This is a genomic window from Serratia inhibens (genome assembly GCF_003591175.1).
GTDB lineage: Bacteria > Pseudomonadota > Gammaproteobacteria > Enterobacterales > Enterobacteriaceae > Serratia > Serratia inhibens.
The window spans coordinates 56,092-76,781 of record NZ_QYYG01000006.1 but is presented as its reverse complement, the minus strand read 5'-3'; the positions used below and the strand labels follow the sequence as shown (position 1 = coordinate 76,781).

Below are 20,690 nucleotides of genomic sequence, written 5' to 3'. Positions count from 1 at the left end.
GTTAACAAAAGCCGAACAATGAAAAACCCCTGCTTGCACCGCCGAATCCACGGAAATCGTGTGCTGCGCATACATTCACTTTCGGCGCTAATACATAACCGCCGATAACGCAATAAACCCCGTCCTAAATCAGAAAAAAATAATATTGGGATCAACATCTTAGAATTGCACTTCCCCTTTCCGGCTTTAGGAAAAAACCCATATACGCTCTCCGGAGCCTCCTATAGAAAGGGTGAAGAACTCCGCGACAAAATATTATTCAGGGCTCTACATCGGCATGCCCACCGGAGTTCACCGGCATATCTCTGTACGTTGATTGGAAGGTGCGTAATGATCGATAAAGGGCAAATGCTGAGCCGGCACGATTTTTCCAAGGTCAATTGGGGCATTCTGGCAGCGGCATCGCTGCTGTTAACCGTCGGTGCGGCGCTGCTGTTGCTGCCGCTGCTGAGCAACATGGATGAAAATGCGGTACTGATCTTGCTGCAAACCGGCGCAGCTACTATTTTACTCGGCGGTATACTGCTGGCGCTGCGCCATTGCCTGCGGCCCACGCTGACTTATCGCCTGTACGAACACGGCGTTCGGGTGATTAATGACCATAGCCATAAAGAACGGTTTATCCCCTTTGAAAAAATTGGTGATATTTATCGTTTTCGCGGCGGGCGTTTTTTGGGCGGTCTGTGCAACGTGATGGCATTTCGTACCACTGCCGAACAACCCTGGTGCACGGTATTCAGCAATCTGTCCCATTCCTGGCGGTTGGTCGATGTCATTATCAATCAGCAGATCCAGCAGCGTGGGCCACTGGCGCTGAATGCGCTATATCAGGGTGAGGTGTTGTCATTTAGCTATCTGAGCTGCAGTGCCCTCTGGTTGAATCATTTGCTGCCGGGCAACCGCAAGAAGCAAACGCCCCAAACGTTGCAGTTGAGCGCTACGGCGCTGATCACGCCACAGGAGAGTATCCCGATTGAGCAGATCCGCACGCTGGAGAATAACACGCAGCGCGGCATCATCCGGCTGCTGGATAATCAGGGTAATGCGCTGTTTACGATAGGATATTTTTCGCTGCTCAGCGCCGATCTGTTTATGGCGCTGCTGGAGCATATGATCTACAACCGCATCCCCGCCTATCATAATCCGGCGATGACGCGGCAGCAGTTTTAACGCAGGGGTTCAGTGTCCGTCTGCAGGCGCATAGCCCCAGGCGGCAAACCTATTTGCAGAACTATGGGTTGATAATTCGCCTGCTCGCCGAGGCGGTGCGCCAGGCTACGCGCCAACAGAAAGGCTGCACCGCCGCCAAGCAGCGCGCCGAGCGCCGCAGAAGCATCGGTACCCAGCCAATATTGCAGCAGGCTCCCCCCTAACATCATGCCCAACAAAGGCGTCAGATAAACCAGCATAGCCGAACGCAGCAAGCTGCCCTCGGCGATACCCACCTCGACCCGCTGGCCCGGCTCAAGTGGTTGTTCGATACGCACCTGCAGCTGATGTTCCGTTTCCGGCACCAGTTCGTTCAATGCGCGCGCGCCACAGCCCGACCGGGCAGTGCAACTGCCGCAACCGGCTTTGGGTTCGCAGCGCAGCAACGCTACGCCTTGTTGCCACGAAACCACCGTGGCCCACTCTTTCATCATTGCGGTGACACCTTGAAGGAAATACTGTCAGCGATACGTTTGGCTGTCGCCGGCGGCAATTCGCCAACGATAGTGATTTCATTGCCGTTACGCACTTCAGTCTGAATAGTACGCCGCCCCTGGCGATAATACTGCTGGCCGGCACCACTTCCCGCCGGGCTGACATTGACCGAGAAACTGAACAGGCCATCGCTGTATAACCGCGTCTCGACGGGTTCGGTCACATTCGGCAATTTGCGGCGGTTACGCGCCACCTCATCCACACCTGCCGGCAACCAGCCGGTGCTCCAGCCCAGTTTGACGTTTTCGACCGCAGGAAGCGACAGCAACGGCGGCAGATTGGCCTTGATCAGCCCCTGCATCACGCCCTGCACTTCCGGCCCCACCACAAACGAAATAACCCGATATTGCTCCAGCGTTTCGCCATCACGATCGAGTAAATCCACACGCAGCGGCAGCTTGGTATCCACATCCATCCAGACAATATAGCTATAGCGCGAACCATCACGCGCAACCACACGAATCACCTCGCAGGGGCGATCAGAGATTCGGGTGCTGCCAACAGAGATGAAATCGTAATATTTCGCCAGGCGGTCAAAATCGGCGTAAACGATAGCCGGTAACGCATCGACGATATGATCGCCGGACAGCGTAAAGGGTTCCAGGCCCGGTTCAAAATAGCTGATACCCTCACCACGCTGCAATACTTCACGGCGCGGGCCGTCCATATGCAAAAGTTGACCCAGTGGCTGCTTGTCGATTACCGCATGGCGATAACGCAGCGACTCAATCCCCTGCTTGCTGATGCTGATATAGGCGAGTTCGTAATTGAGTGAACGGCTGGCACTGCTCATCTGTTGCAACAACGCCCCGGACGCAGTGGGCTGCGCCGGGGCGATGTTTGAGTAGAGCAGGCTGCCCGTCAATAGACAGACGGAGAACCAAAGTTGCTTCATTACTGCTGTTGCATTCCTAAAGACTGGGTTCCGGGAACCTGAACGGCAGCCTGTTGTGGGTTGCTTTGCTCAAGCTGCAACTGATCGGAATGCAAACGGCGTTGCAATTCATAATCCTGCAGCATAGCGTTAATACGTTTGCGCTGTTCCTGCACCTGCTGCTGTTGCCCGCTGCCGGTGGAGAAACTGTCTGCCGGCACGCCGAGGCTAACCGGGGACGCCTGCCCCATGATCGGCAGGGTGTTAAACGCCGGTGATTCAGCTGCGCCAGACTGTGCGGCCGGTTGATTGTATTGCTGTACGCCTACAATCACCGCCAGCGAAACGCAGGCGGCCATGCCAATCTGAGTGATCTGGCTGGCCCAGGGACGCACTTTGTCCCAGAACGGCATTTTCTGCCAGGTGTGCGGTTGCGGCTGAGACTCCGGTACTGCAGAAGGAACCAGACGTGCAGGTTCTTTCTCAAGTGCAGCAGCAACACGATCTGCGATATCGAGATGCATTACTTGTCCGATATCACCCCGTAGTGTGTCACGTATCAGGTGATAGCTCTGCCAGGTTTGTTGAAGCGCCCTGTCATTAGACAATGAACTCAGCAGCTCAGTGTCGAGCGATTCCCCATCCATCAGAGCGGAAAGCTTTTCTTTCTGCATGCCTAAGTACCCTTCCTGTGTCCGCCATTGCTAACGTTGAATCAGCGGTTGAACTTTATTATCGATAGCCTCCCTGGCGCGGAAAATACGCGAACGTACGGTTCCTACCGGGCAATCCATGATGGCAGCTATCTCTTCGTAGCTTAGACCATCCAGCTCCCGCAGGGTAATCGCCATGCGAAGATCCTCGGGGAGAGACTCAATGGTACGGAAAACTATCTGTCTCAGCTCTTCTGACAACATTAAGTTCTCAGGGTTCGAAATTTCTTTCAGTGCGCCCGCACTTTCGTAATTTTCAGCATCGTTGGCATCCACATCGCTGGATGGCGGACGACGCCCCTGAGCAACCAGATAATTCTTTGCCGTGTTCACGGCAATTCGATACAACCAGGTATAGAAAGCGCTATCCCCACGGAATGATTCCAGTGCGCGATAGGCTTTAATGAACGACTCCTGCACCACATCGGGCACATCGCCCTGCGGCACATATCGGGAAACCAGGCTCGCAACCTTATGCTGGTAACGCACTACCAGTAAGTTAAACGATTTCTGATCGCCTTTTTGGACCCGCTCAACCAGAACTTGATCCGTTAACTGCTCGCTCATCCGAGGTAAATTCTCCCCAAATCCGTCTCCACGCGTAAAATTGTACTGCCAGCCATACATTATTTTCCTGAGCAAGCACTCGCTTGGAGTTCATACAGAACACGAAGTTCCGTATCGCCATTGTTTTTTCTGTTGATGTCATTCAATCCGTGGCTTTTGCCCGGACAATTAGGCTAACATGAATTTCACTCTTCTTCTGCACACATCATACGTTATGCAACCATCATCTGAACATGTTAGCGATGTCTTGATCGTCGGCAGCGGCGCCGCGGGCTTGTCACTGGCTCTTCGCCTGGCGCAGCATTGCAAGGTTACTGTACTCAGCAAGGGGCCGCTCAACGAAGGCGCCACATTTTATGCCCAAGGCGGGATCGCCGCGGTTTTCGATGAGACGGACAGCATTGCCTCACACGTTGATGACACTTTGATTGCCGGAGCCGGCCTGTGTGACAAGGACGCCGTTGAGTTTATCGCCGGCAATGCGCGCCACTGCGTGCAATGGCTGATCGATCAGGGCGTACTGTTCGACACCGAAGTCAATGCTCAGGGTGAGGAACATTACCACCTGACGCGTGAGGGAGGACACAGCCACCGCCGTATTCTGCATGCCGCCGATGCTACAGGTAAAGAAGTAGAGACCACCCTGGTAGGGAAAGCAAGCACCCACCCGAATATTTGCGTGATGGAGCGCCGTAACGCAGTCGATCTGATCACCTCGAACAAAATCGGCCTGCCGGGTACCCGCCGCGTGGTCGGCGCCTATGTCTGGAACCGCGAGCTGGAGCAGGTGGAAACCTACCGCGCCAAAACGGTGGTGCTGGCCACCGGCGGAGCAGCCAAGGTGTATCAGTACACCACCAATCCGGACATCTCGTCCGGGGATGGTATCGCCATGGCCTGGCGCGCCGGCTGTCGGGTCGCCAACCTTGAATTTAACCAGTTCCACCCGACCTGCCTGTTCCACCCGCAGGCACGCAATTTCCTGCTGACCGAAGCGCTGCGCGGCGAAGGCGCCTGGCTGAAACGGCCGGACGGCAGCCGCTTTATGCCCGATTTTGACCCACGGGGCGAACTGGCGCCGCGCGATATTGTAGCGCGCGCCATCGACCACGAAATGAAACGCCTGGGTGCGGACTGCATGTATCTGGATATCAGCCATAAACCGGCTGAATTCATTACCCAGCACTTCCCGATGATCCATGAAAAATTGCTGACGCTGGGGTTCGATCTGACAAAACAACCGATCCCTATCGTGCCCGCCGCGCATTACACCTGCGGCGGCGTCATGGTCGATCAGCACGGCCGTACCGATCTGGACGGGCTTTACGCCATTGGCGAAGTCAGTTACACCGGTCTGCACGGCGCCAATCGCATGGCGTCCAACTCGCTGCTGGAATGCCTGGTCTACGGCTGGTCGGCAGCGGAGGACATCAAGCTGCGCCTGCCGTTTATCCAGTTGGCGAAACAGTTGCCGCAGTGGGATGAAAGCCGTGTAGACGATGCGGATGAGCGGGTGGTGATTCAGCACAACTGGCATGAGCTGCGGCTATTTATGTGGGACTACGTCGGCATCGTGCGCACCACCAAACGGCTGGAGCGCGCGCTGCGCCGCATCAATACGCTGCAGGCCGAAATCGATGAGTACTACGCCAACTTCCGTATTTCCAACAATCTGCTGGAGCTGCGTAACCTGGTGCAGGTCGCGGAACTGATCGTCCGCAGCGCCATGGAGCGCAAAGAAAGCCGCGGGCTGCACTATACGCTGGACTATCCGGATATGTTGCCGGAAGCGCTGCCGACCATACTGCAGCCATGATTGGCGCTGCCAGGGCACCCTGGCGGCTTCAATAAAAAAGATAAAAATCGGTAATCAGGCGACGGAAATCATCGGTGTAACTGCCGTCGGTCTGTTTAATCGCCAGGCTTTGTTCTGCCTTTTCTTCGACCGGCTGACGCGTCAGCACCAACAACACCCGGTGCAGCGGCGTATCGGCACGGTCGCTGACGTTCAATCGCTGTGCAGTATGCCAGCCACGCCGTTGCGCATTGCTTTCAAACTCCTCACCAATATCATGCGGCAGCACCACGCAAAAAGCGCCCCGCTCAGCGATCAGTTGCTCAGCGCTTACCAGCAAGGCATCGTGGGTCAGGGTTTCGGTATAACGTGCATTGTGGCGCGCCTGATCGCGGCAGGCGACCGCCGGCTCGAAATACGGCGGGTTGCTGACGATCAGATCATACTCACCCGCATGATGCCGGGCAAAATGGTGAATATCCTGCGCATGTACCCGAATGCGCTGCGGCCAGGGGGATTCCAGCACGTTGTCACGCGCTTGTTCGGCGGCGGCCTCGTCCAACTCCACCGCATCGATCAACACATTATCGGCCGATCTTTGCGCCAGCATCAGCGCAATCAGCCCGCTGCCGCTGCCGATATCCAGCACCCGCCGCGCTTGCGCCAGCGGCGCCCAGGCGCCGAGCAGCACGCCGTCGGTGCCCACTTTCATTGCGCAACGATCGTGAGCAACAAAAAATTGTTTGAAGGTAAAACCACCGCGACGCGGGGTAAAATTTGCTTTCGATTGATTGCTCACAATAACCACCTGGATACAAAACTGGCGTAGCATAAGGCAATCTGATTTGTGGGAAAAGAGATGCTTTCCGCTTAAATAGGTGAAGAACGCGGCCAACCCGTCTATAATCGGCGCCCCAAGTAGAGGTAGACCATGACAGCAACCAATTTTTCCGAACTCGATCTCGATGAACGCCTGATAAAAGCCCTGCGCGATAAAGGCTACGAACGCCCGACCGCCATTCAAGCCGAGGCTATCCCACCTGCGATGGATGGGCGCGACGTATTGGGTTCGGCGCCAACCGGCACCGGCAAGACCGCCGCATTTTTGCTGCCGGTATTGCAGCATCTGCTGGACTTTCCACGCAAGAAGTCCGGCCCACCGCGCGTACTGATCCTCACCCCGACGCGCGAACTGGCGATGCAGGTAGCCGACCAGGCACGTGAACTGGCTGCCCATACTTCGCTGGATATCGCCACCATTACCGGCGGCGTCGCCTATATGAACCACGCGGAAGTCTTCAGCGAAAACCAGGACGTGGTGGTCGCCACCACCGGTCGTCTGCTGCAGTACATCAAAGAAGAAAACTTCGACTGCCGCGCGGTAGAAACGCTGATCCTCGATGAAGCCGACCGCATGCTGGACATGGGCTTCGCGCAGGATATCGAAACCATCTCCGCAGAAACCCGCTGGCGCAACCAGACTTTGCTGTTCTCCGCGACGCTGGAAGGCGACGCTATCCGCGAATTCGCCGAACGTATTCTGAAAGAACCGGTGGAAGTTGAAGCTGACCCTTCACGCCGCGAGCGCAAAAAGATCCTGCAGTGGTACTACCGTGCCGACGACGTGCAACATAAAACCGCCTTGCTGGTGCATTTGCTGCAACAGCCGGACGTGCTGAAATCCGTGATCTTCGTCCGTAAACGCGAGCGCGTGCACGAGTTGGCGGCCTGGCTGCGCGAGGCAGGCATCAACACTTGCTACCTCGAAGGCGAAATGGTGCAGGCCAAGCGCAACGAGGCGGTAAAACGCATGATGGACGGCCGCGTCAACGTGCTGGTCGCCACCGACGTCGCTGCCCGTGGTCTGGATATCCTGGATATCACCCACGTGTTCAACTTCGACATGCCGCGTACCGCGGACACCTATCTGCACCGCATCGGCCGCACCGGCCGCGCTGGCCGCAAAGGTACCGCGATTTCGCTGGTTGAGGCGCACGACCACCTGCTGTTGGGCAAAGTGGGTCGTTATCTGAACGAACCGCTGAAAGCGCGGGTGATCGATGAGCTGCGTCCGTCAACCAAAGTGCCGAGCGAAAAGAGCAACGGCAAACCTTCGAAGAAGGTGCTGGCCAAGCGCGCAGAAGACAAAGAAAAGAACAAAGAAAAAGCCAAGGTGAAAGTCCGTCATCGCGATGCGAAAAACGTTGGCAAACGCCGCCAACCAAAGGCCAAACCTGAGAGCAGCGGCGCGAAGTAATGCTGCAGCCGTGAATAAAAAACGCCTTCACTCACCCGAAGGCGTTTTTTTATGCCCCAATTACGGCTGTGCGTAATGCGTCGCCTGGTGATGGTTTTTCAGCCAGGCATCCAGTTGCCGATAACCATCGCGCATCTCTTCACTCTGCAGGTGTGCAGGCGTCAGTGAGAAATAGAACTGGAAGGTCACGCCTTGCCGGTTACGGGCTTTGCCGTCCGCGCCCGCCTGCAGCAACATCAACACCAACTGCGGCGCATTGATTTTCGCCGCCACGTGCAAAGGCGAGTCCCCCAACCTATCGCTTAATGTGGTATCCGCACCGGCAGCCAGCAGCAGCCGCAATTGCTCCTCGCGCCCCGCCAGTACCGCAGCGGACAGCGGCGTCGCGTCGGTCACCGCATTGCGCAGGTTAACCGGCACGCCATGCGCCAGCAGCAGCCGCAAATACTGCGGATCCTGCACCGTTGCGGCGGTATGCAGCACGCTGTTGCCCTCCAGCCCCGACACTGTGGCATCGGCCCCCAGCGCCAGCAGCGAGCTCAGGCTTTGCGGTTGCTGCGACAAAATCGCCCATTGAGGCAGCGTAACCTTGAGGTCGCCCTGCTCGCTCAAGCGCTGCTGCGTTGCCTGTTCGGCAATGCTCTGCGTATCACCGCGCATCACCGCCAGCGCCAACGCCTGATTACCGCGCCCGCTGAACGGGGAGATAGACTGATTCATCTGTTGTTCCTTAGCCATAATCAGCAAACCGGCAAGCGCTATCAGCGCCAGCACGGCGATAATCAACGTCTGCCGAACCCGACGCCTTTCAGGCATTGGCCTTCATCTCCCACGGTTTTTGCTCCGCCATCGAACTGATGACCTTATCAATGCCGTGCGCGGTCAAGCTGCGATCCGCATGCTTGCTCGGCCGCCAGTCGTCAATGCCACTCAGAGTATCGTTATTGGCCAGGGTAATTTTATGCCCGATGGCATCCGGGATCAGCGAAGTAGACTCCTGTGTCCCGGTCAGCATATCGTATTGTTCGCTGTAGCGGCGAATACCACCGGCTTGCGCATCCTGCTTAGCCGCCGCCGGATCGATGCCTATACGGTTCAACGTATAGTCGGAAACGCCTGCCGCGTTGAAAGTAACCGCCACCGTCCCGGTCGCCAGTGCCGCCGTTGCCGCCAGCCCACCGCCGAGCGAATGGCCGGCAATCACCAGCGCAGCGCCAAACGCCGCCTTGGCGCCTTTAGCCACCGCGACTGCCTGATTGTACTGCACGTCATCATAACCGGTCGCCTGCCGCACATTGCTCAGCCAATCGCGCATATCATTGGTGCCGGCAAAGGCCAAAACATACTGTTGATTGTCGCTATAGATACCGGCCTGAAAACCCGATGCCGCATCATGCAGGCTGGCGGGGTCAATACCCGCACCGAGCAAAGCGCTGTCGCTCAGGCGGCTGAACCCTTCCACACCCTGGCCATTCAGGCTGTAAACGTCTTTCGCCAGCAATGCGAGCGTATAATCTCCCTGTTGAGATTGCTGACCGCGGGTTATCCCCTGCTGCGTGGCGGCCGGCGCGGCAGCCGACATATCGCTCACCAATGTGTTCAGCAGGTTGCGGGCATTCAGGCTGTTCGATGAAAGCGTTGCCGCAGGTGATTCAGCGGGTTGCGGTGAACTCGCCGGTTGCAGTGCCGCTCGCGCTACAGGGGGTTGAATGGCCGCAGGGTTAACCGCAGAGGTAAAACTCAAAGACATACTCATGCCGACTCCTTGTCGATAGACTTATCAATGCCGCACCCAATGCGGGTGCCAGAGTAGCTATCGGCAGGTCGGAGCAGTTCTGTAATGCAGACGATTATCTTTGCGAGGAATGTGATCCGGATTCACTTTACTGGCCGGCGAGCAATAAAAAAGGGAGCCGAAGCTCCCTCAGTGACTGCGCCGGTAATTACAGGCTTGCAGTAAAGGTACGTGCGATTACGTCACGTTGCTGTTCTGGCGTCAGCGAGTTGAAGCGCACGGCATAACCGGATACGCGAATGGTCAGCTGCGGGTATTTTTCCGGATGCTTGACCGCATCTTCCAGCGTCTCGCGGCGCAGTACGTTCACGTTCAGGTGTTGGCCACCCTCTACACGCACGGTTGGCTGCATTTCCAACGGCACTTCACGGTACTCGATCTGGCCCAGGTCGTTGACCGGCACAACCTGATCTTCGACATAGTTGGCTTTAGCGCAAACGCAGCGGGCTTCTGAAGTTTCGTCATTCAGTAGCCAGAAAGAGTTCACCAGCGCCTGGTCGTTCGCTTTAGTGATTTGAATACCAGTAATCATTTTGTTGCCTCCGTACAAGGACGAAAAATTCTCTTTCGTGAGAAAATTCAATGTTGGTTTCGGCCATTTGGTAAAACCATTGTTGTCTTATTGTTCTGTATACCAGTCCGTCAGGGGCAATTCTTTGATTAAAATCAATCCTTATCGATAACCCATACATAGTGAAGGGACAAGTTTATGTTTTAGGTCAATTTTCTCTTTTCCGTCGTGAGCAATTATTTGTGTGAATTTTAAAGAAACCTTGCACCAGGACAGGTCGCTCGATGACAAAAGCGGGTTTCACTGGATGACGCTAAACGGTAAGCTATGGTCAGTGAATTGTTAACGAAAACAAAGGAGAGCGTTTATGTCCACCCCTCTCACCTGGCATGACGTCATCGGCAAGGAAAAAGAGCAACCCTATTTCCATGAAACGCTTGCCTTTGTTGCCGCTGAACGCCAGGCCGGTAAGACCATTTATCCACCACAAAAAGACGTGTTCAATGCCTTCCGCTATACCGAACTGGCGGACGTAAAAGTGGTAATACTTGGCCAGGATCCCTATCACGGCCCGAATCAGGCTCACGGCCTGTCTTTCTCGGTGCTGCCCGGCGTGCCGGCTCCCCCTTCGCTGGTGAACATGTATAAAGAATTGGCGACGGATATTCCGGGCTTTGAGCGGCCAAGCCACGGCTGCCTGCAAAGCTGGGCAGAACAGGGGGTACTGCTGCTGAACACGGTATTGACCGTTGAACGCGGCCAGGCACATTCTCACGCCAAACTGGGTTGGGAAACCTTTACGGATAGAGTGATCGCCGCACTGAACGACAACCGCGAAGGCGTGGTGTTTCTGCTGTGGGGCTCGCATGCCCAGAAGAAAGGCAACATTATCGACAGCAAGCGCCACCACGTGCTGAAAGCGCCACATCCTTCGCCGCTCTCGGCCCACCGCGGCTTCCTCGGCTGTCGCCATTTCTCGCAGGCCAATCAACTGCTGGAACAACAGGGGCTGAAACCTATCGACTGGCTGCCGCAACTGCCGCAGGCATAACTCAGACGCAAAAAAGGCACCCTCAGGTGCCTTTTCTTTACTTAATTCCGCTTAAGCCTTGGCTTTGGAAACCGCAACCATCGCCGGGCGCAGCAGGCGGCCATTCAGCGTATAGCCTTTCTGCATCACCATCATTACGTGGTTCGGCTGGTGATCGGTAGACTCCATCAGGCTCATCGCCTGGTGCACGTCCGGGTTGAACGGCACGTTAATGTCGCCAACGATTTCGATACCGTACTTGCTCACTGCGTCTTGCAAGGATTTCAGCGTCAGTTCGATGCCTTCGATCATTGCCGTCAGTTCCGGATTGTTTTTATCCGCCAGATCCAGCGCACGCTCCAGGTTATCAATCACCGGCAGCAGGTCGCCTGCGAATTTCTCCAGCGCAAATTTGTGCGCTTTCTCGATATCCAGCTCAGTACGGCGGCGAACGTTTTCCATTTCCGCTTTGGCGCGTAGCAGGCTGTCGCGTTCATGCTGCTGGGATTCAGCCAGTTGAGCTTCCAGCTCGGCAATGCGCGCATCCCGCAGATCGACGCCCTCAGCCACTTCCGGCAAGACTTCCTGCTGGTCCATTTCTTCCGAGACTTGCTCGTTTGGCGTCTTCTGTTCTTTACTACTCATGAATATCTCCGCGTTTTAGCATTAATCTCGCAACTTGGCTTATTATGGGGATCAAAACCGGGGTTTCAAGTCAACCGGTCACAATGTGGGGCATAAACTCGTCCCGGTGAGGAAAATCACAGCAATGAATAAGAAATTCGCCTGTATTGGCATTGTGGGTCACCCGCGCCACCCTTCAGCGCTGGCAACGCATGAGATGTTGTTTCACTGGTTGGTCGCCCGAGGCTACTCGGTGATGCTCGAACGGCAGATAGCCCAGGATTTGGGCTTGAAAGACGTCGTGACCGGCAGCCTGGCAGACATTGGCCAGAAAGCCGATCTGGCCGTGGTGGTCGGCGGTGACGGCAATATGCTCGGCGCGGCGCGCGTGCTGGCGCGTTACGATATTAAAGTGATCGGCGTAAACCGCGGTAATCTCGGATTTTTGACCGATCTCGACCCTGACAACGCGCTGCAGCAATTGGCCGACGTGCTGGAAGGCGAATACATCGATGAACAGCGCTTCCTGCTGGAAACCATCGTGCACAAAGAGAACCAGCAGTGCCGCATCAGTACCGCCATCAACGAAGTGGTGCTGCACCCCGGCAAAGTGGCGCACATGATCGAATTCGAAGTGTACATCGACGATCGTTTCGCCTTCTCGCAGCGTTCCGACGGGCTGATTATCGCCACGCCGACCGGTTCGACCGCCTACTCGCTCTCCGCCGGCGGGCCGATCCTGACGCCTTCGCTGGAGGCCATTGCGCTGGTGCCGATGTTCCCGCACACCCTTTCCGCCCGCCCGCTGGTGATCAACGGCAACAGCACCATTCGGCTGAAGTTTTCGCAGATCGGCAGCGATCTGGAAATCAGCTGCGACAGCCAGATCGCGCTGCCTATCCAGGAAGGCGAAGAGGTATTGATACGCCGCAGTGATTTCCATTTGAATCTTATTCATCCAAAGGACTACAGCTATTTCAATACGTTAAGCACAAAGCTCGGCTGGTCAAAAAAATTGTTCTAAAAACGTCGCCAGCCACTTTACTGTATATAAAACCAGTCTATACTGTATGAAACTACAGTTATGTGTTTATACACAGGAAGGTTCCCATGCTGGCGCAATTGACCATCAGCAATTTTGCTATCGTTCGTGAGTTGGAGATTGATTTTCAACCGGGTATGACGGCGATTACCGGTGAAACCGGCGCCGGCAAATCCATCGCCATCGACGCGCTGGGCCTGTGCCTCGGCAATCGCGCCGACGGTAATGTGGTGCGTCTGGGGGCCGCCCGTGCCGATATCTGCGCGCGCTTCTCGCTGGCGGATACTCCCTCAGCCCGCCAATGGCTTGAGCAGAATCAACTGGACGACAGCAATGAGTGCTTGCTGCGCCGGGTGATCAACGCAGACGGCCGCTCGCGTGGCTTTATCAATGGCACCGCCGTGCCGCTTTCGCAACTGCGCGAACTTGGCCAACGCCTGATTCAAATCCACGGCCAGCATGCCCATCAGTTGCTGCTCAAACCCGACCATCAAAAACAGCTGCTGGACGCCTATGCAGATGAACCCGCCCTGCTGGCGCAAATGCAACAAGCTTACCAGCGCTGGCACCAAAGCTGCCGCGAACTGGCGCACCACCAACAACAGTCCCTCGAGCGTGACGCGCGCAAACAGCTGCTGCAATACCAGTTGAAAGAGCTGAATGAGTTCGCTCCGCAGGCCGGTGAATTTGAACAAACAGACTCGGAATACAAGCGCCTGGCCAACAGCGGCCAGTTGCTGACCCTTAGCCAGCAAACGCTGCAATTGCTGGCCGATGACGAAGAACACAACATGCTCAGCCAGCTCTACACCGCCAAACACTTGCTGGTCGAACTGGTCGGCATGGATGAAAAACTCGGCGAACTGTTGAACATGCTGGAAGAAGCCTCAATCCAGATCAGCGAGGCCAGCGATGAACTGCGCCACTATGCCGATCGCATGGATCTCGATCCCAACCGCCTGCATGAACTGGAACAGCGCCTGTCGCGGCAAATCAACCTGGCGCGTAAACATCACGTGGCGCCAGAGGAACTGCCGCAGCTACACCAGCAGTTGCTGGATGAGCAACAACTGCTGTCGCAACAGGAAAGCGACCACGAGCACCTTAACGAAGCGGTCGCCCTGCACCATCAGCAGGCGCTGGTTCTGGCGGATCAACTGCACCAGAAACGCCGGCATTACGCCGCCGAACTGACCACGCTGATTACCGACAGCATGCAGGCGCTCTCGATGCCACACGGCAAATTCAACATCGATGTGCGCTTCGAGCCCCAATATTTGAGCGCCGAAGGGGCAAGCCGCACCGAGTTCTGCGTATCCACCAACCCGGGCCAACCGCTACAGGCGCTGGCCAAAGTGGCGTCCGGCGGCGAATTGTCACGCATCGCGCTGGCCATTCAGGTCATCACTGCCCGCAAGATGGAAACCCCGGCGCTGATTTTCGACGAAGTGGACGTCGGTATCAGCGGCCCGACCGCCGCCATCGTGGGCCGCCTGCTTCGCCAGCTCGGGGAGTCAACGCAGGTGATGTGCGTCACCCACCTGCCGCAGGTCGCGGGATGCGGTCATCAGCATCTGTTTGTCAGCAAACAGACCGACGGCACGGAAACCGAAACGCAGATGTCGCCGCTGGATAAACGCGCCCGCCTGCAAGAGCTGGCGCGCCTTCTTGGCGGCAGCGAAGTCACCCGCAACACATTGGCAAACGCAAAAGAACTGCTGGCCGCATAAAAAAGCTCAACTTTTTCACTTTTCTGAGGTCTGACTCTGGCGCTGTTTACCTGGCAGATTTCAAGGTGCGGCAAGGCGACAACCGCCCCATCCCCCAGGCGCTTAGTCAGCTAAGCGCCTGGGGGACGAGAGCGAAGCAATCGCAGCAGCAACTTGAAAGATGAAGGGTATAAAGGTTTCCAACTGCTGCAAGGTCTATTATCATCGGCATCCTATGCCCTAAAGGAATGTGATTACTATGCGCTGTAAAACGCTGGCTGCTGCCGCTGTGGTTCTTGTGATGCTGACTGCAGGCTGTTCTACTTTTGAGAAGGTGGTTTATCGGCCTGACATCAACCAAGGGAACTACCTGACGTCGACCGACGTGGCTAAAATCCAAAAAGGTATGACCCAGCAACAGGTCGCTTATACATTGGGTACCCCAATGTTACAGGATCCGTTCGGTACTCAGACGTGGTTCTATGTATTCCGCCAGCAACCTGGCCATGAAGATATCACCCAGCAAACCCTGACGCTGACCTTTGATAGCGCGGGCGTGTTGACCGATATTCAGAACAAACCGGCGCTGACCAAGTAATCAGCGCAGGAGCTATCGTCCGGCCCGTGAGGGGCGATTCAGGTTCTTCATGACAGTAACAGGCTGCAACTCGGAAGATAAAATTCTGATAAAAAAATAAGGCGCATTCAGCGCCTTATTTTTTTGCTTTCTCTGCCCGTTGCCGACGCAGTTCTTTAGGGTCGGCAATCAGGGGGCGATAAATTTCTACCCGGTCGCCATCGTTTAGCACATCACCCAGCTTGGCCGGGCGGCTGTAGATGCCCAGCTTATTGCTCTGCAAGTCAATGTCACTACGCAGCTCCAGCAACCCGGAGGCCGTAATGGCCTGCTCAACGCTGCTGCCTTCCGCCAGCGTAACTTTGCGCAGATACTGACGCTCCGGCAAGGCGTAAACCACCTCCACCTGAATATCAGACACTGTAAACCTCTTTCGCCCGCTGGGTGAAAGCCTGCACCATGTTACCGGCCAGCTCTTTGAACACCTTGCCGAACGCCAGTTCGATCAGTTTATTGGTAAATTCAAAATCCAGGTGCAGCTCAACCTTACAGGCTTCCGGGCTCAGCGGCGTAAACTGCCAGCCCCCCATCAGCTTGCGGAACGGACCATCAACCAGTTGCATATTGATGCTCTGGTTATCCTGCAGCGTGTTGCGCGTAGTGAAGGTTTTGCTGATACCGGCTTTGGCAACGTCAACCGCGGCGGTCATTTGATTGTTGGACGCGTCAATCACCCGGCTGCCGGTGCAACCTGGCAGAAAATCGGGGTAAGAGTGAACATCGTTAACCAACTGATACATCTGCTCGGCGCTGAACGGCACTAACGCAGACCGACTGATCTGGGGCATATCATTTCCTGTGAGACACAAAACATACAGATAATACCATTTATCTATCGGCAAACAAAAAATCTGCTATGCAACGCGAGGGCCAAAAATGCGAAAAATTGCGCAGGTGCTGAGCGGTAAAGGATTTCTTTCGTCGAATCATCCAGTATAATGAACAAACTATGACAAAGAAAAAAGCACACAAACCCGGTTCCGCCACCATTGCGCAGAACAAGCGAGCGCGTTTCGAATACTTCATTGAAGAAGAGTTCGAGGCGGGCCTGTCGCTGCAAGGGTGGGAAGTAAAATCGCTGCGTGCCGGCAAAGCCAACATTAGCGACAGCTACGTGACCTTCCGCGATGGTGAAGCCTATCTGTTTGGGGCCACCGTCTCACCGCTTAACGTAGCTTCGTCGCATGTGGTATGCGATCCGACACGTACCCGTAAATTGCTGCTGAAAAAACGTGAGCTGGACTCACTGCTCGGCCGCGTAAACCGCGACGGCTACACCGTGGTTGCCTTGTCCATGTATTGGAAAAATGCCTGGGCCAAGATCAAGATCGGCGTAGCCAAAGGCAAGAAAGAACACGATAAACGCGATGACATCAAAGATCGTGAATGGCAGACGGCGAAATCCCGTATCATGAAGCATGCCAACCGATAAGCCTCTGGCTTAACGGCTTAAACTTCTGGTATACTGAACAAAGTTACTTGGGGCTGATTCTGGATTCGACGGGATTGTGAGGCCTTAGGAGCATGCCGAGGGGCGGTTGGCCTCGTAAAAAGCCGCAAAAAAAATAATTGCAAACGACTCGCAATTCGAATCTGCTGCTTTAGCAGCTTAATCAGCCTAAGAAACTGAAGATTCCCTCTCTCCCTAGCCTCCGCTCTTAGGACGGGGATCAAGAGAGGTCAAACCCAAAAGAGATCGCGTGGATGTCCTGCCTGGGGCTGAAGCGTTAAACCCAATCAGGCTAGTTTGTTAGTGGCGTGTCCATCCGCAGCTGACCGGCGAATGTAATGATTGGACTAAGCATGTAGTGCCGACGGTGTAGTAATTCCGGACGGGGGTTCAAATCCCCCCAGCTCCACCAAATAGGTCGCCGGTGATACCAGATAGATCCGGTGATAATAGCGAGAAAGCCCGCAACTGAGTTGCGGGCTTTTTTGTGTCTGTCGTACTCCAGGGATATCCCCTTCAGCCTGGGATTTATTGGTCTACGTTGCGAAACCGGGTGCACCTCGTGGCCTTTCACTCCAGTGTCTTTCTTCGCGAGGGGCCTAATCCCTGTACAAACAGTCAATTCGATAAAAACCCAGGCATAAAGAGTGTCGCTCATGTACGAGGTTTAGATGAGCAATATTCATTAAACGGCTTTTCTTTCAATTAAAAAATCAATCAATGTCTTCACTCTTTTGGTCTTGCCCGCATTTTTCGGGTAATAGAGATAAACGGCTGGGTATGTTTTCCAGTAATTCTCCATCACGGGAATAAATGTCTCTTTGTCGGGCTGTAGCCTGTGAATGGGTTCGAACAACCTTCCGATCCCCAGTCCGTTACGTATTCCATCGGCCATAACGTCAATATCGTTGCTGATTAACTGGCCAGGCATCTCAACGGTTAGCTGTTCCCCTTTGTGATCCAGAATCAGCGGAAGGATGCGGTTATTGGTAATGAATCTATAGCCGATAAGATTGTGCTGATGGAGATCTGCCGGCGTAGTGGGCGTACCGAACGCCTCCAGATAGGCCGATGACGCATACAGCCCTTCCCTAAACGGCTTCATCAACTGGCGAGCCACCACTCCGCCTTCAAGAATATCGCCGAAGCGTATCCCCAGATCAAAGCGGTCATCGATAATATTGACGGTACCGTCGTAAACCGAAACTTCAAGTTTGATGCCGGGATATTGCCGGCAAAAGGCCGCCATAGCCGGTTTGAGTATGAGCAGATAAGCGAAGCGGGAGAGCGTAATCCGGACCAGGCCGGAAGGTTCCTGGTTCTGGTCACGGATGTTTTCCAGCGACTTTTCAAGCGAGTCCACTGCCGCTGCAGTTTGCTCCAACAGCTGTTGCCCAGCTTCCGTCAGTTCAATCCGCCTTGTCGTACGGACAAAAAGAGGGTGACCGATGTGTTGTTCAAGCAGCTTAAGTGCCTTACTGACGGAGGGAGGTGTAATCTCGAGCTTCCTGGCCGCAGCCGAAATATTGCCTTCCCGGGCAATGCTCTGAAAGATGCGTATCTGGTTGTAAATCACGTTATTCATCACGTCTTCCTGAAGCAAATGGCCCACTGATTATTAACTACAGGCTAAATATCCTTAAGTCAATAAGGGCCTAATCTTATCAAAATCGCGAGCTTATACTTTTTCCAGTGCCCCCTTAGTAGCTAAGCTCAGGAGACTGAAATGCGAATTTTGTGTTTGGATATTCCCGCTTCCGGCGCCACGCTGGAAAAATACGCTCCGCATCTGACTTCAGAAGCGTTACATACCTGGGGTTTATATAAATCCGGCAGCATCCGGGATATTTATTTTCGACAGGATCGGCCCGGTGTAGCGATTTTTCTTGAATGTGACTCGGTGGAAAAAGCCCGGGTGGTGATGGCCGATTTTCCGTTGGCAAAAGCCGGTCTGCTCACCTTCGAATGTATCCCTTTGGGGTCATTTACCAATTGGGAACACTTGTTTGCCGGGGAGTTCAAAAATCAGCCAGAGGGAACGATGAAATGAAATCAGACCGCAAACCCGTGCTGTGCGTCGTCACCAGCCATCCGATAAAAGGCGTTTCCGGCGTGCCTACCGGTTTTTTCATGGCAGAGCTCACTCATCCCCTGAAAGTGCTGGAAGATGCGGGGATCCCAACAGTGATTGCCAGCATTCGTGGAGGCCAGCCGCCGGTTGACGGTTTCGACCTCAGCGATCCCGTTAACGCCTGGTTCTGGAACGAGACCGATTTCCAGCATCGCCTCGCCACCACGCCGCCTTTATCTGCGCTGAACGGGGCCGATTATTCCGCGGTCTTTTTTGCCGGCGGGCACGGCACCATGTGGGACTACCGCGACAGCCCGGATGCGCAGCGCATTATCAGAGAGGTATACGAAAGCGGCGGGATAGTGTCGGCAGTCTGCCATGGCCCGGCCGCGCTGGTTGACGCGAAACTCAGCAATGGTGAATACCTGGTGAAAGGGAAGAACCTGGCAGCCTTCACCAATAAAGAAGAAGACGAAGTTCAGGCAACGGCTGTGGTCCCCTATTTGTTGGAAACCGCCCTGCGGGAGCACGGCGCACTTCATCATGAAGCACCCAACTGGTCTGAGAATGTGGTGACGGATGGTCGCCTGATCACCGGTCAGAACCCTGCCTCAGCGCACGGCGTTGGCGTGGCGTTGGTGGACGCGCTGCACCAGAAAATCTAACGGCGGGCACAGCGCGCCGGCACCGTTATTCTGTTCAACGTGTTAAACCTTCATTTGGGCCAGGCGGAAGTCATTTCTCCGGCCCTTTCCAGGAGGACGTAATGAAAAAACTGCCAAAAATAGCGTTGGGAACCTGGTCCTGGGGTGCAGGATTTGCAGGTGGAGATACCGTATTCGGCAATCACCTTTCCGACCGGCAGATGGCAGAGGTATTCAGCAAAGCCATGGATAAAGGGCTTAATCTGTGGGATACCGCCGCCGTCTACGGAATGGGGAGCTCCGAAACAGCGCTGGGTAAGTTAGTCCGTCAGTACCCGCGTGAAGAGATAATTCTATCGACCAAGTTTACCCCGCAGATTGCCGACAAGGCGTCGGCTGAGCCCGTGAGCGCCATGCTTGAAGCGAGTCTCGAGCGCCTGGGCGTGAAGGAGATTGATATCTACTGGATCCATAATCCTTCAGACGTGGAGAAATGGACACCGGGCCTTATTCCGCTTTTACAGAGCGGCCGGGTTAAACAGGTTGGCGTATCCAATCACAGCCTGGAACAAATAAAGCGTGCAAATGAAATCCTGAAACAGGCCGGTTTCTCTGTGAGCGCAGTTCAAAATCACTACAGCTTGCTCTACCGTTCATCGGAAGACGCCGGGATCCTCGACTATTGCCATAAAAACGACATCACCTTTTTTGCCTATATGGTGCTGGAGCAGGGAGCCTTGAGCGGCCGTTACAACTCGCAAAATCCCATGCCCGCCGGCAGTGGGCGTGCTGAAACCTATAACCGGGTTCTGCCGCAGCTAGAAAACTTAACCGCGGCGATGAAGGTGATGGGAGATGCCAGAAACGCCAGCGTTGCGCAGGTTGCCATCGCGTGGGCCATTGCGAAAGGCACCCTGCCGATCATTGGTGCGACCAAGGTTCACCATGTTCAGGACGCCGCCGGGGCCGCAGACATTCAGCTTGGCGCGGAGGAAATGGCAACGCTGGAACGCCTTGCTAAAGAAGCGGGAGTTGATACGCGGGGGGCATGGGAGAAATCCATGATCTAGCGAGGGACTCGAAGCATGTCGCCGGGTCCCCCTTTTCTGGCGGCTTCAAGCAGTCTGGATAGGTAATGAAAGGGAGTGCAGTGTTGAAATCAGTATGTTCGACCGGGCGTCGCAATGTCCTCAAGATGGGACTCCGCGTTCTGGCAGGCATCGCCATTTCAAGCATTCTCCCTTGTTCTACGGCTGTTCCCCCATGT

At 55.1% G+C, this 20,690-nt stretch carries 23 protein-coding genes and 1 other RNA gene; 12 read left to right on the top strand and 12 right to left on the bottom strand.

What is annotated here, in order from left to right:
• Positions 1 to 330 precede the first annotated feature (330 nt).
• On the top strand, positions 331 to 1,170 hold the full coding sequence (locus tag D4100_RS17915; RefSeq protein ID WP_006318465.1) for a hypothetical protein: 840 nt from the start codon (positions 331 to 333) through the stop codon (positions 1,168 to 1,170).
• Here D4100_RS17915 and rseC read toward each other — a convergent pair.
• Genes rseC through rpoE form a run of 4 tightly spaced genes read right to left on the bottom strand, consistent with a single transcriptional unit; the run spans position 1,167 to position 3,858 of the window.
• Positions 1,167 to 1,643: a SoxR-reducing system protein RseC gene (gene rseC, locus D4100_RS17910; protein ID WP_119804912.1), complete on the bottom strand. Its 477-nt coding sequence runs from the start codon at positions 1,641 to 1,643 to the stop codon at positions 1,167 to 1,169. The genes D4100_RS17915 and rseC overlap by 4 nt on opposite strands.
• The gene (gene rseB / locus D4100_RS17905; protein WP_006318468.1) at positions 1,640 to 2,599 is read right to left on the bottom strand and encodes a sigma-E factor regulatory protein RseB; all 960 of its coding nucleotides are present in this window, start codon (positions 2,597 to 2,599) and stop codon (positions 1,640 to 1,642) included. Before rseB ends, rseC begins: the two co-directional genes overlap by 4 nt.
• Entirely contained in the window at positions 2,599 to 3,252 is a 654-nt protein-coding gene (gene rseA / locus D4100_RS17900; RefSeq protein ID WP_006318469.1) for an anti-sigma-E factor RseA, read from the bottom strand. Before rseA ends, rseB begins: the two co-directional genes overlap by 1 nt.
• 30 nt (positions 3,253 to 3,282) lie before the next feature.
• Entirely contained in the window at positions 3,283 to 3,858 is a 576-nt protein-coding gene (gene rpoE, locus D4100_RS17895) for an RNA polymerase sigma factor RpoE (protein ID WP_004929136.1), read from the bottom strand.
• A gap of 214 nt (positions 3,859 to 4,072) precedes the next feature.
• Between rpoE and nadB the strand changes: the two genes are divergently transcribed.
• The gene (gene nadB / locus D4100_RS17890; protein ID WP_006318470.1) at positions 4,073 to 5,674 is read left to right on the top strand and encodes an L-aspartate oxidase; all 1,602 of its coding nucleotides are present in this window, start codon (positions 4,073 to 4,075) and stop codon (positions 5,672 to 5,674) included.
• Between the two features lie 28 nt (positions 5,675 to 5,702).
• On the opposite strand, the gene trmN is transcribed toward nadB, so the two are convergent.
• Positions 5,703 to 6,485 (bottom strand): tRNA(1)(Val) (adenine(37)-N(6))-methyltransferase TrmN, encoded by a 783-nt coding sequence (gene trmN / locus D4100_RS17885; RefSeq protein ID WP_119804911.1) that lies wholly within the window; start codon positions 6,483 to 6,485, stop codon positions 5,703 to 5,705.
• 99 nt (positions 6,486 to 6,584) lie between these two features.
• Between trmN and srmB the strand changes: the two genes are divergently transcribed.
• On the top strand, positions 6,585 to 7,910 hold the full coding sequence (srmB, locus tag D4100_RS17880; protein ID WP_006318472.1) for an ATP-dependent RNA helicase SrmB: 1,326 nt from the start codon (positions 6,585 to 6,587) through the stop codon (positions 7,908 to 7,910).
• 60 nt (positions 7,911 to 7,970) lie between these two features.
• Here the strand turns inward: srmB and D4100_RS17875 are convergent, their stop codons facing one another.
• The 3 genes from D4100_RS17875 to grcA form a co-directional block, all read right to left on the bottom strand.
• The gene (locus D4100_RS17875) at positions 7,971 to 8,726 is read right to left on the bottom strand and encodes an ankyrin repeat domain-containing protein (protein WP_119804910.1); all 756 of its coding nucleotides are present in this window, start codon (positions 8,724 to 8,726) and stop codon (positions 7,971 to 7,973) included.
• A complete protein-coding gene (locus D4100_RS17870; RefSeq protein ID WP_119804909.1) occupies positions 8,719 to 9,666 on the bottom strand; it encodes a Tle-like phospholipase domain-containing protein in 948 nt (315 codons plus the stop codon). Before D4100_RS17870 ends, D4100_RS17875 begins: the two co-directional genes overlap by 8 nt.
• A 187-nt stretch (positions 9,667 to 9,853) precedes the next feature.
• Positions 9,854 to 10,237, bottom strand: a complete 384-nt coding sequence (grcA, locus tag D4100_RS17865; protein ID WP_006318476.1) for an autonomous glycyl radical cofactor GrcA — start codon at positions 10,235 to 10,237, stop codon at positions 9,854 to 9,856.
• Positions 10,238 to 10,583: 346 nt separating this feature from the next.
• On the opposite strand from grcA, the gene ung reads away from it, so the two are divergent.
• Positions 10,584 to 11,267: a uracil-DNA glycosylase gene (gene ung, locus D4100_RS17860; RefSeq protein ID WP_006318485.1), complete on the top strand. Its 684-nt coding sequence runs from the start codon at positions 10,584 to 10,586 to the stop codon at positions 11,265 to 11,267.
• A gap of 51 nt (positions 11,268 to 11,318) precedes the next feature.
• Here the strand turns inward: ung and grpE are convergent, their stop codons facing one another.
• Positions 11,319 to 11,891, bottom strand: coding sequence for a nucleotide exchange factor GrpE (gene grpE, locus D4100_RS17855; RefSeq protein ID WP_119804908.1), 573 nt, complete (start codon positions 11,889 to 11,891; stop codon positions 11,319 to 11,321).
• Between the two features lie 124 nt (positions 11,892 to 12,015).
• Between grpE and nadK the strand changes: the two genes are divergently transcribed.
• The 3 genes from nadK to bamE all read left to right on the top strand — a co-directional run bounded on the left by nadK (position 12,016) and on the right by bamE (position 15,219).
• Complete coding sequence (nadK, locus tag D4100_RS17845; RefSeq protein ID WP_004953629.1) at positions 12,016 to 12,894, top strand: NAD(+) kinase; 879 nt, start codon at positions 12,016 to 12,018, stop codon at positions 12,892 to 12,894.
• A gap of 86 nt (positions 12,895 to 12,980) precedes the next feature.
• Positions 12,981 to 14,642, top strand: a complete 1,662-nt coding sequence (gene recN, locus D4100_RS17840) for a DNA repair protein RecN (protein ID WP_006318489.1) — start codon at positions 12,981 to 12,983, stop codon at positions 14,640 to 14,642.
• 238 nt (positions 14,643 to 14,880) lie between these two features.
• A complete protein-coding gene (gene bamE / locus D4100_RS17830; protein WP_004953634.1) occupies positions 14,881 to 15,219 on the top strand; it encodes an outer membrane protein assembly factor BamE in 339 nt (112 codons plus the stop codon).
• Between the two features lie 115 nt (positions 15,220 to 15,334).
• On the opposite strand, the gene D4100_RS17825 is transcribed toward bamE, so the two are convergent.
• Both D4100_RS17825 and D4100_RS17820 read right to left on the bottom strand, forming a co-directional pair.
• Entirely contained in the window at positions 15,335 to 15,619 is a 285-nt protein-coding gene (locus D4100_RS17825; RefSeq protein WP_119804906.1) for an RnfH family protein, read from the bottom strand.
• Positions 15,612 to 16,046: a type II toxin-antitoxin system RatA family toxin gene (locus D4100_RS17820; RefSeq protein WP_004953639.1), complete on the bottom strand. Its 435-nt coding sequence runs from the start codon at positions 16,044 to 16,046 to the stop codon at positions 15,612 to 15,614. Before D4100_RS17820 ends, D4100_RS17825 begins: the two co-directional genes overlap by 8 nt.
• Before the next feature lie 161 nt (positions 16,047 to 16,207).
• Here D4100_RS17820 and smpB point away from each other — a divergent pair, with 161 nt between their 5' ends.
• Together smpB and ssrA are read left to right on the top strand one after the other, a co-directional pair.
• Positions 16,208 to 16,690, top strand: coding sequence for an SsrA-binding protein SmpB (gene smpB / locus D4100_RS17815; RefSeq protein ID WP_004953643.1), 483 nt, complete (start codon positions 16,208 to 16,210; stop codon positions 16,688 to 16,690).
• A 49-nt stretch (positions 16,691 to 16,739) separates the two neighbouring features.
• Positions 16,740 to 17,120: a transfer-messenger RNA gene (gene ssrA / locus D4100_RS17810) on the top strand.
• A 273-nt stretch (positions 17,121 to 17,393) separates the two neighbouring features.
• On the opposite strand, the gene D4100_RS17805 is transcribed toward ssrA, so the two are convergent.
• Positions 17,394 to 18,293 (bottom strand): LysR family transcriptional regulator, encoded by a 900-nt coding sequence (locus D4100_RS17805; RefSeq protein ID WP_119804905.1) that lies wholly within the window; start codon positions 18,291 to 18,293, stop codon positions 17,394 to 17,396.
• Between the two features lie 141 nt (positions 18,294 to 18,434).
• On the opposite strand from D4100_RS17805, the gene D4100_RS17800 reads away from it, so the two are divergent.
• The 3 genes from D4100_RS17800 to D4100_RS17790 all read left to right on the top strand — a co-directional run bounded on the left by D4100_RS17800 (position 18,435) and on the right by D4100_RS17790 (position 20,493).
• Positions 18,435 to 18,758, top strand: coding sequence for a hypothetical protein (locus D4100_RS17800; protein WP_006318495.1), 324 nt, complete (start codon positions 18,435 to 18,437; stop codon positions 18,756 to 18,758).
• Positions 18,755 to 19,444 carry a type 1 glutamine amidotransferase domain-containing protein gene (locus tag D4100_RS17795; RefSeq protein ID WP_119804904.1) on the top strand — a complete coding sequence of 230 codons (690 nt, stop codon included), beginning with the start codon at positions 18,755 to 18,757 and terminating at the stop codon, positions 19,442 to 19,444. Before D4100_RS17800 ends, D4100_RS17795 begins: the two co-directional genes overlap by 4 nt.
• A 101-nt stretch (positions 19,445 to 19,545) precedes the next feature.
• Positions 19,546 to 20,493, top strand: a complete 948-nt coding sequence (locus D4100_RS17790; protein ID WP_119804903.1) for an aldo/keto reductase — start codon at positions 19,546 to 19,548, stop codon at positions 20,491 to 20,493.
• The last annotated feature ends 197 nt before the right edge of the window (positions 20,494 to 20,690 follow it).

Coding starts and splice junctions, on each gene's coding strand:
- D4100_RS17915 (WP_006318465.1), top strand. CDS start 331: ATGATCGATAAAGGGCAAATGCTGAGCCGGCACGATTTTTCCAAGGTC.
- rseC (WP_119804912.1), bottom strand. CDS start 1,643: ATGATGAAAGAGTGGGCCACGGTGGTTTCGTGGCAACAAGGCGTAGCG.
- rseB (WP_006318468.1), bottom strand. CDS start 2,599: ATGAAGCAACTTTGGTTCTCCGTCTGTCTATTGACGGGCAGCCTGCTC.
- rseA (WP_006318469.1), bottom strand. CDS start 3,252: ATGCAGAAAGAAAAGCTTTCCGCTCTGATGGATGGGGAATCGCTCGAC.
- rpoE (WP_004929136.1), bottom strand. CDS start 3,858: ATGAGCGAGCAGTTAACGGATCAAGTTCTGGTTGAGCGGGTCCAAAAA.
- nadB (WP_006318470.1), top strand. CDS start 4,073: ATGCAACCATCATCTGAACATGTTAGCGATGTCTTGATCGTCGGCAGC.
- trmN (WP_119804911.1), bottom strand. CDS start 6,485: ATGCTACGCCAGTTTTGTATCCAGGTGGTTATTGTGAGCAATCAATCG.
- srmB (WP_006318472.1), top strand. CDS start 6,585: ATGACAGCAACCAATTTTTCCGAACTCGATCTCGATGAACGCCTGATA.
- D4100_RS17875 (WP_119804910.1), bottom strand. CDS start 8,726: ATGCCTGAAAGGCGTCGGGTTCGGCAGACGTTGATTATCGCCGTGCTG.
- D4100_RS17870 (WP_119804909.1), bottom strand. CDS start 9,666: ATGAGTATGTCTTTGAGTTTTACCTCTGCGGTTAACCCTGCGGCCATT.
- grcA (WP_006318476.1), bottom strand. CDS start 10,237: ATGATTACTGGTATTCAAATCACTAAAGCGAACGACCAGGCGCTGGTG.
- ung (WP_006318485.1), top strand. CDS start 10,584: ATGTCCACCCCTCTCACCTGGCATGACGTCATCGGCAAGGAAAAAGAG.
- grpE (WP_119804908.1), bottom strand. CDS start 11,891: ATGAGTAGTAAAGAACAGAAGACGCCAAACGAGCAAGTCTCGGAAGAA.
- nadK (WP_004953629.1), top strand. CDS start 12,016: ATGAATAAGAAATTCGCCTGTATTGGCATTGTGGGTCACCCGCGCCAC.
- recN (WP_006318489.1), top strand. CDS start 12,981: ATGCTGGCGCAATTGACCATCAGCAATTTTGCTATCGTTCGTGAGTTG.
- bamE (WP_004953634.1), top strand. CDS start 14,881: ATGCGCTGTAAAACGCTGGCTGCTGCCGCTGTGGTTCTTGTGATGCTG.
- D4100_RS17820 (WP_004953639.1), bottom strand. CDS start 16,046: ATGCCCCAGATCAGTCGGTCTGCGTTAGTGCCGTTCAGCGCCGAGCAG.
- smpB (WP_004953643.1), top strand. CDS start 16,208: ATGACAAAGAAAAAAGCACACAAACCCGGTTCCGCCACCATTGCGCAG.
- D4100_RS17805 (WP_119804905.1), bottom strand. CDS start 18,293: ATGAATAACGTGATTTACAACCAGATACGCATCTTTCAGAGCATTGCC.
- D4100_RS17800 (WP_006318495.1), top strand. CDS start 18,435: ATGCGAATTTTGTGTTTGGATATTCCCGCTTCCGGCGCCACGCTGGAA.
- D4100_RS17795 (WP_119804904.1), top strand. CDS start 18,755: ATGAAATCAGACCGCAAACCCGTGCTGTGCGTCGTCACCAGCCATCCG.
- D4100_RS17790 (WP_119804903.1), top strand. CDS start 19,546: ATGAAAAAACTGCCAAAAATAGCGTTGGGAACCTGGTCCTGGGGTGCA.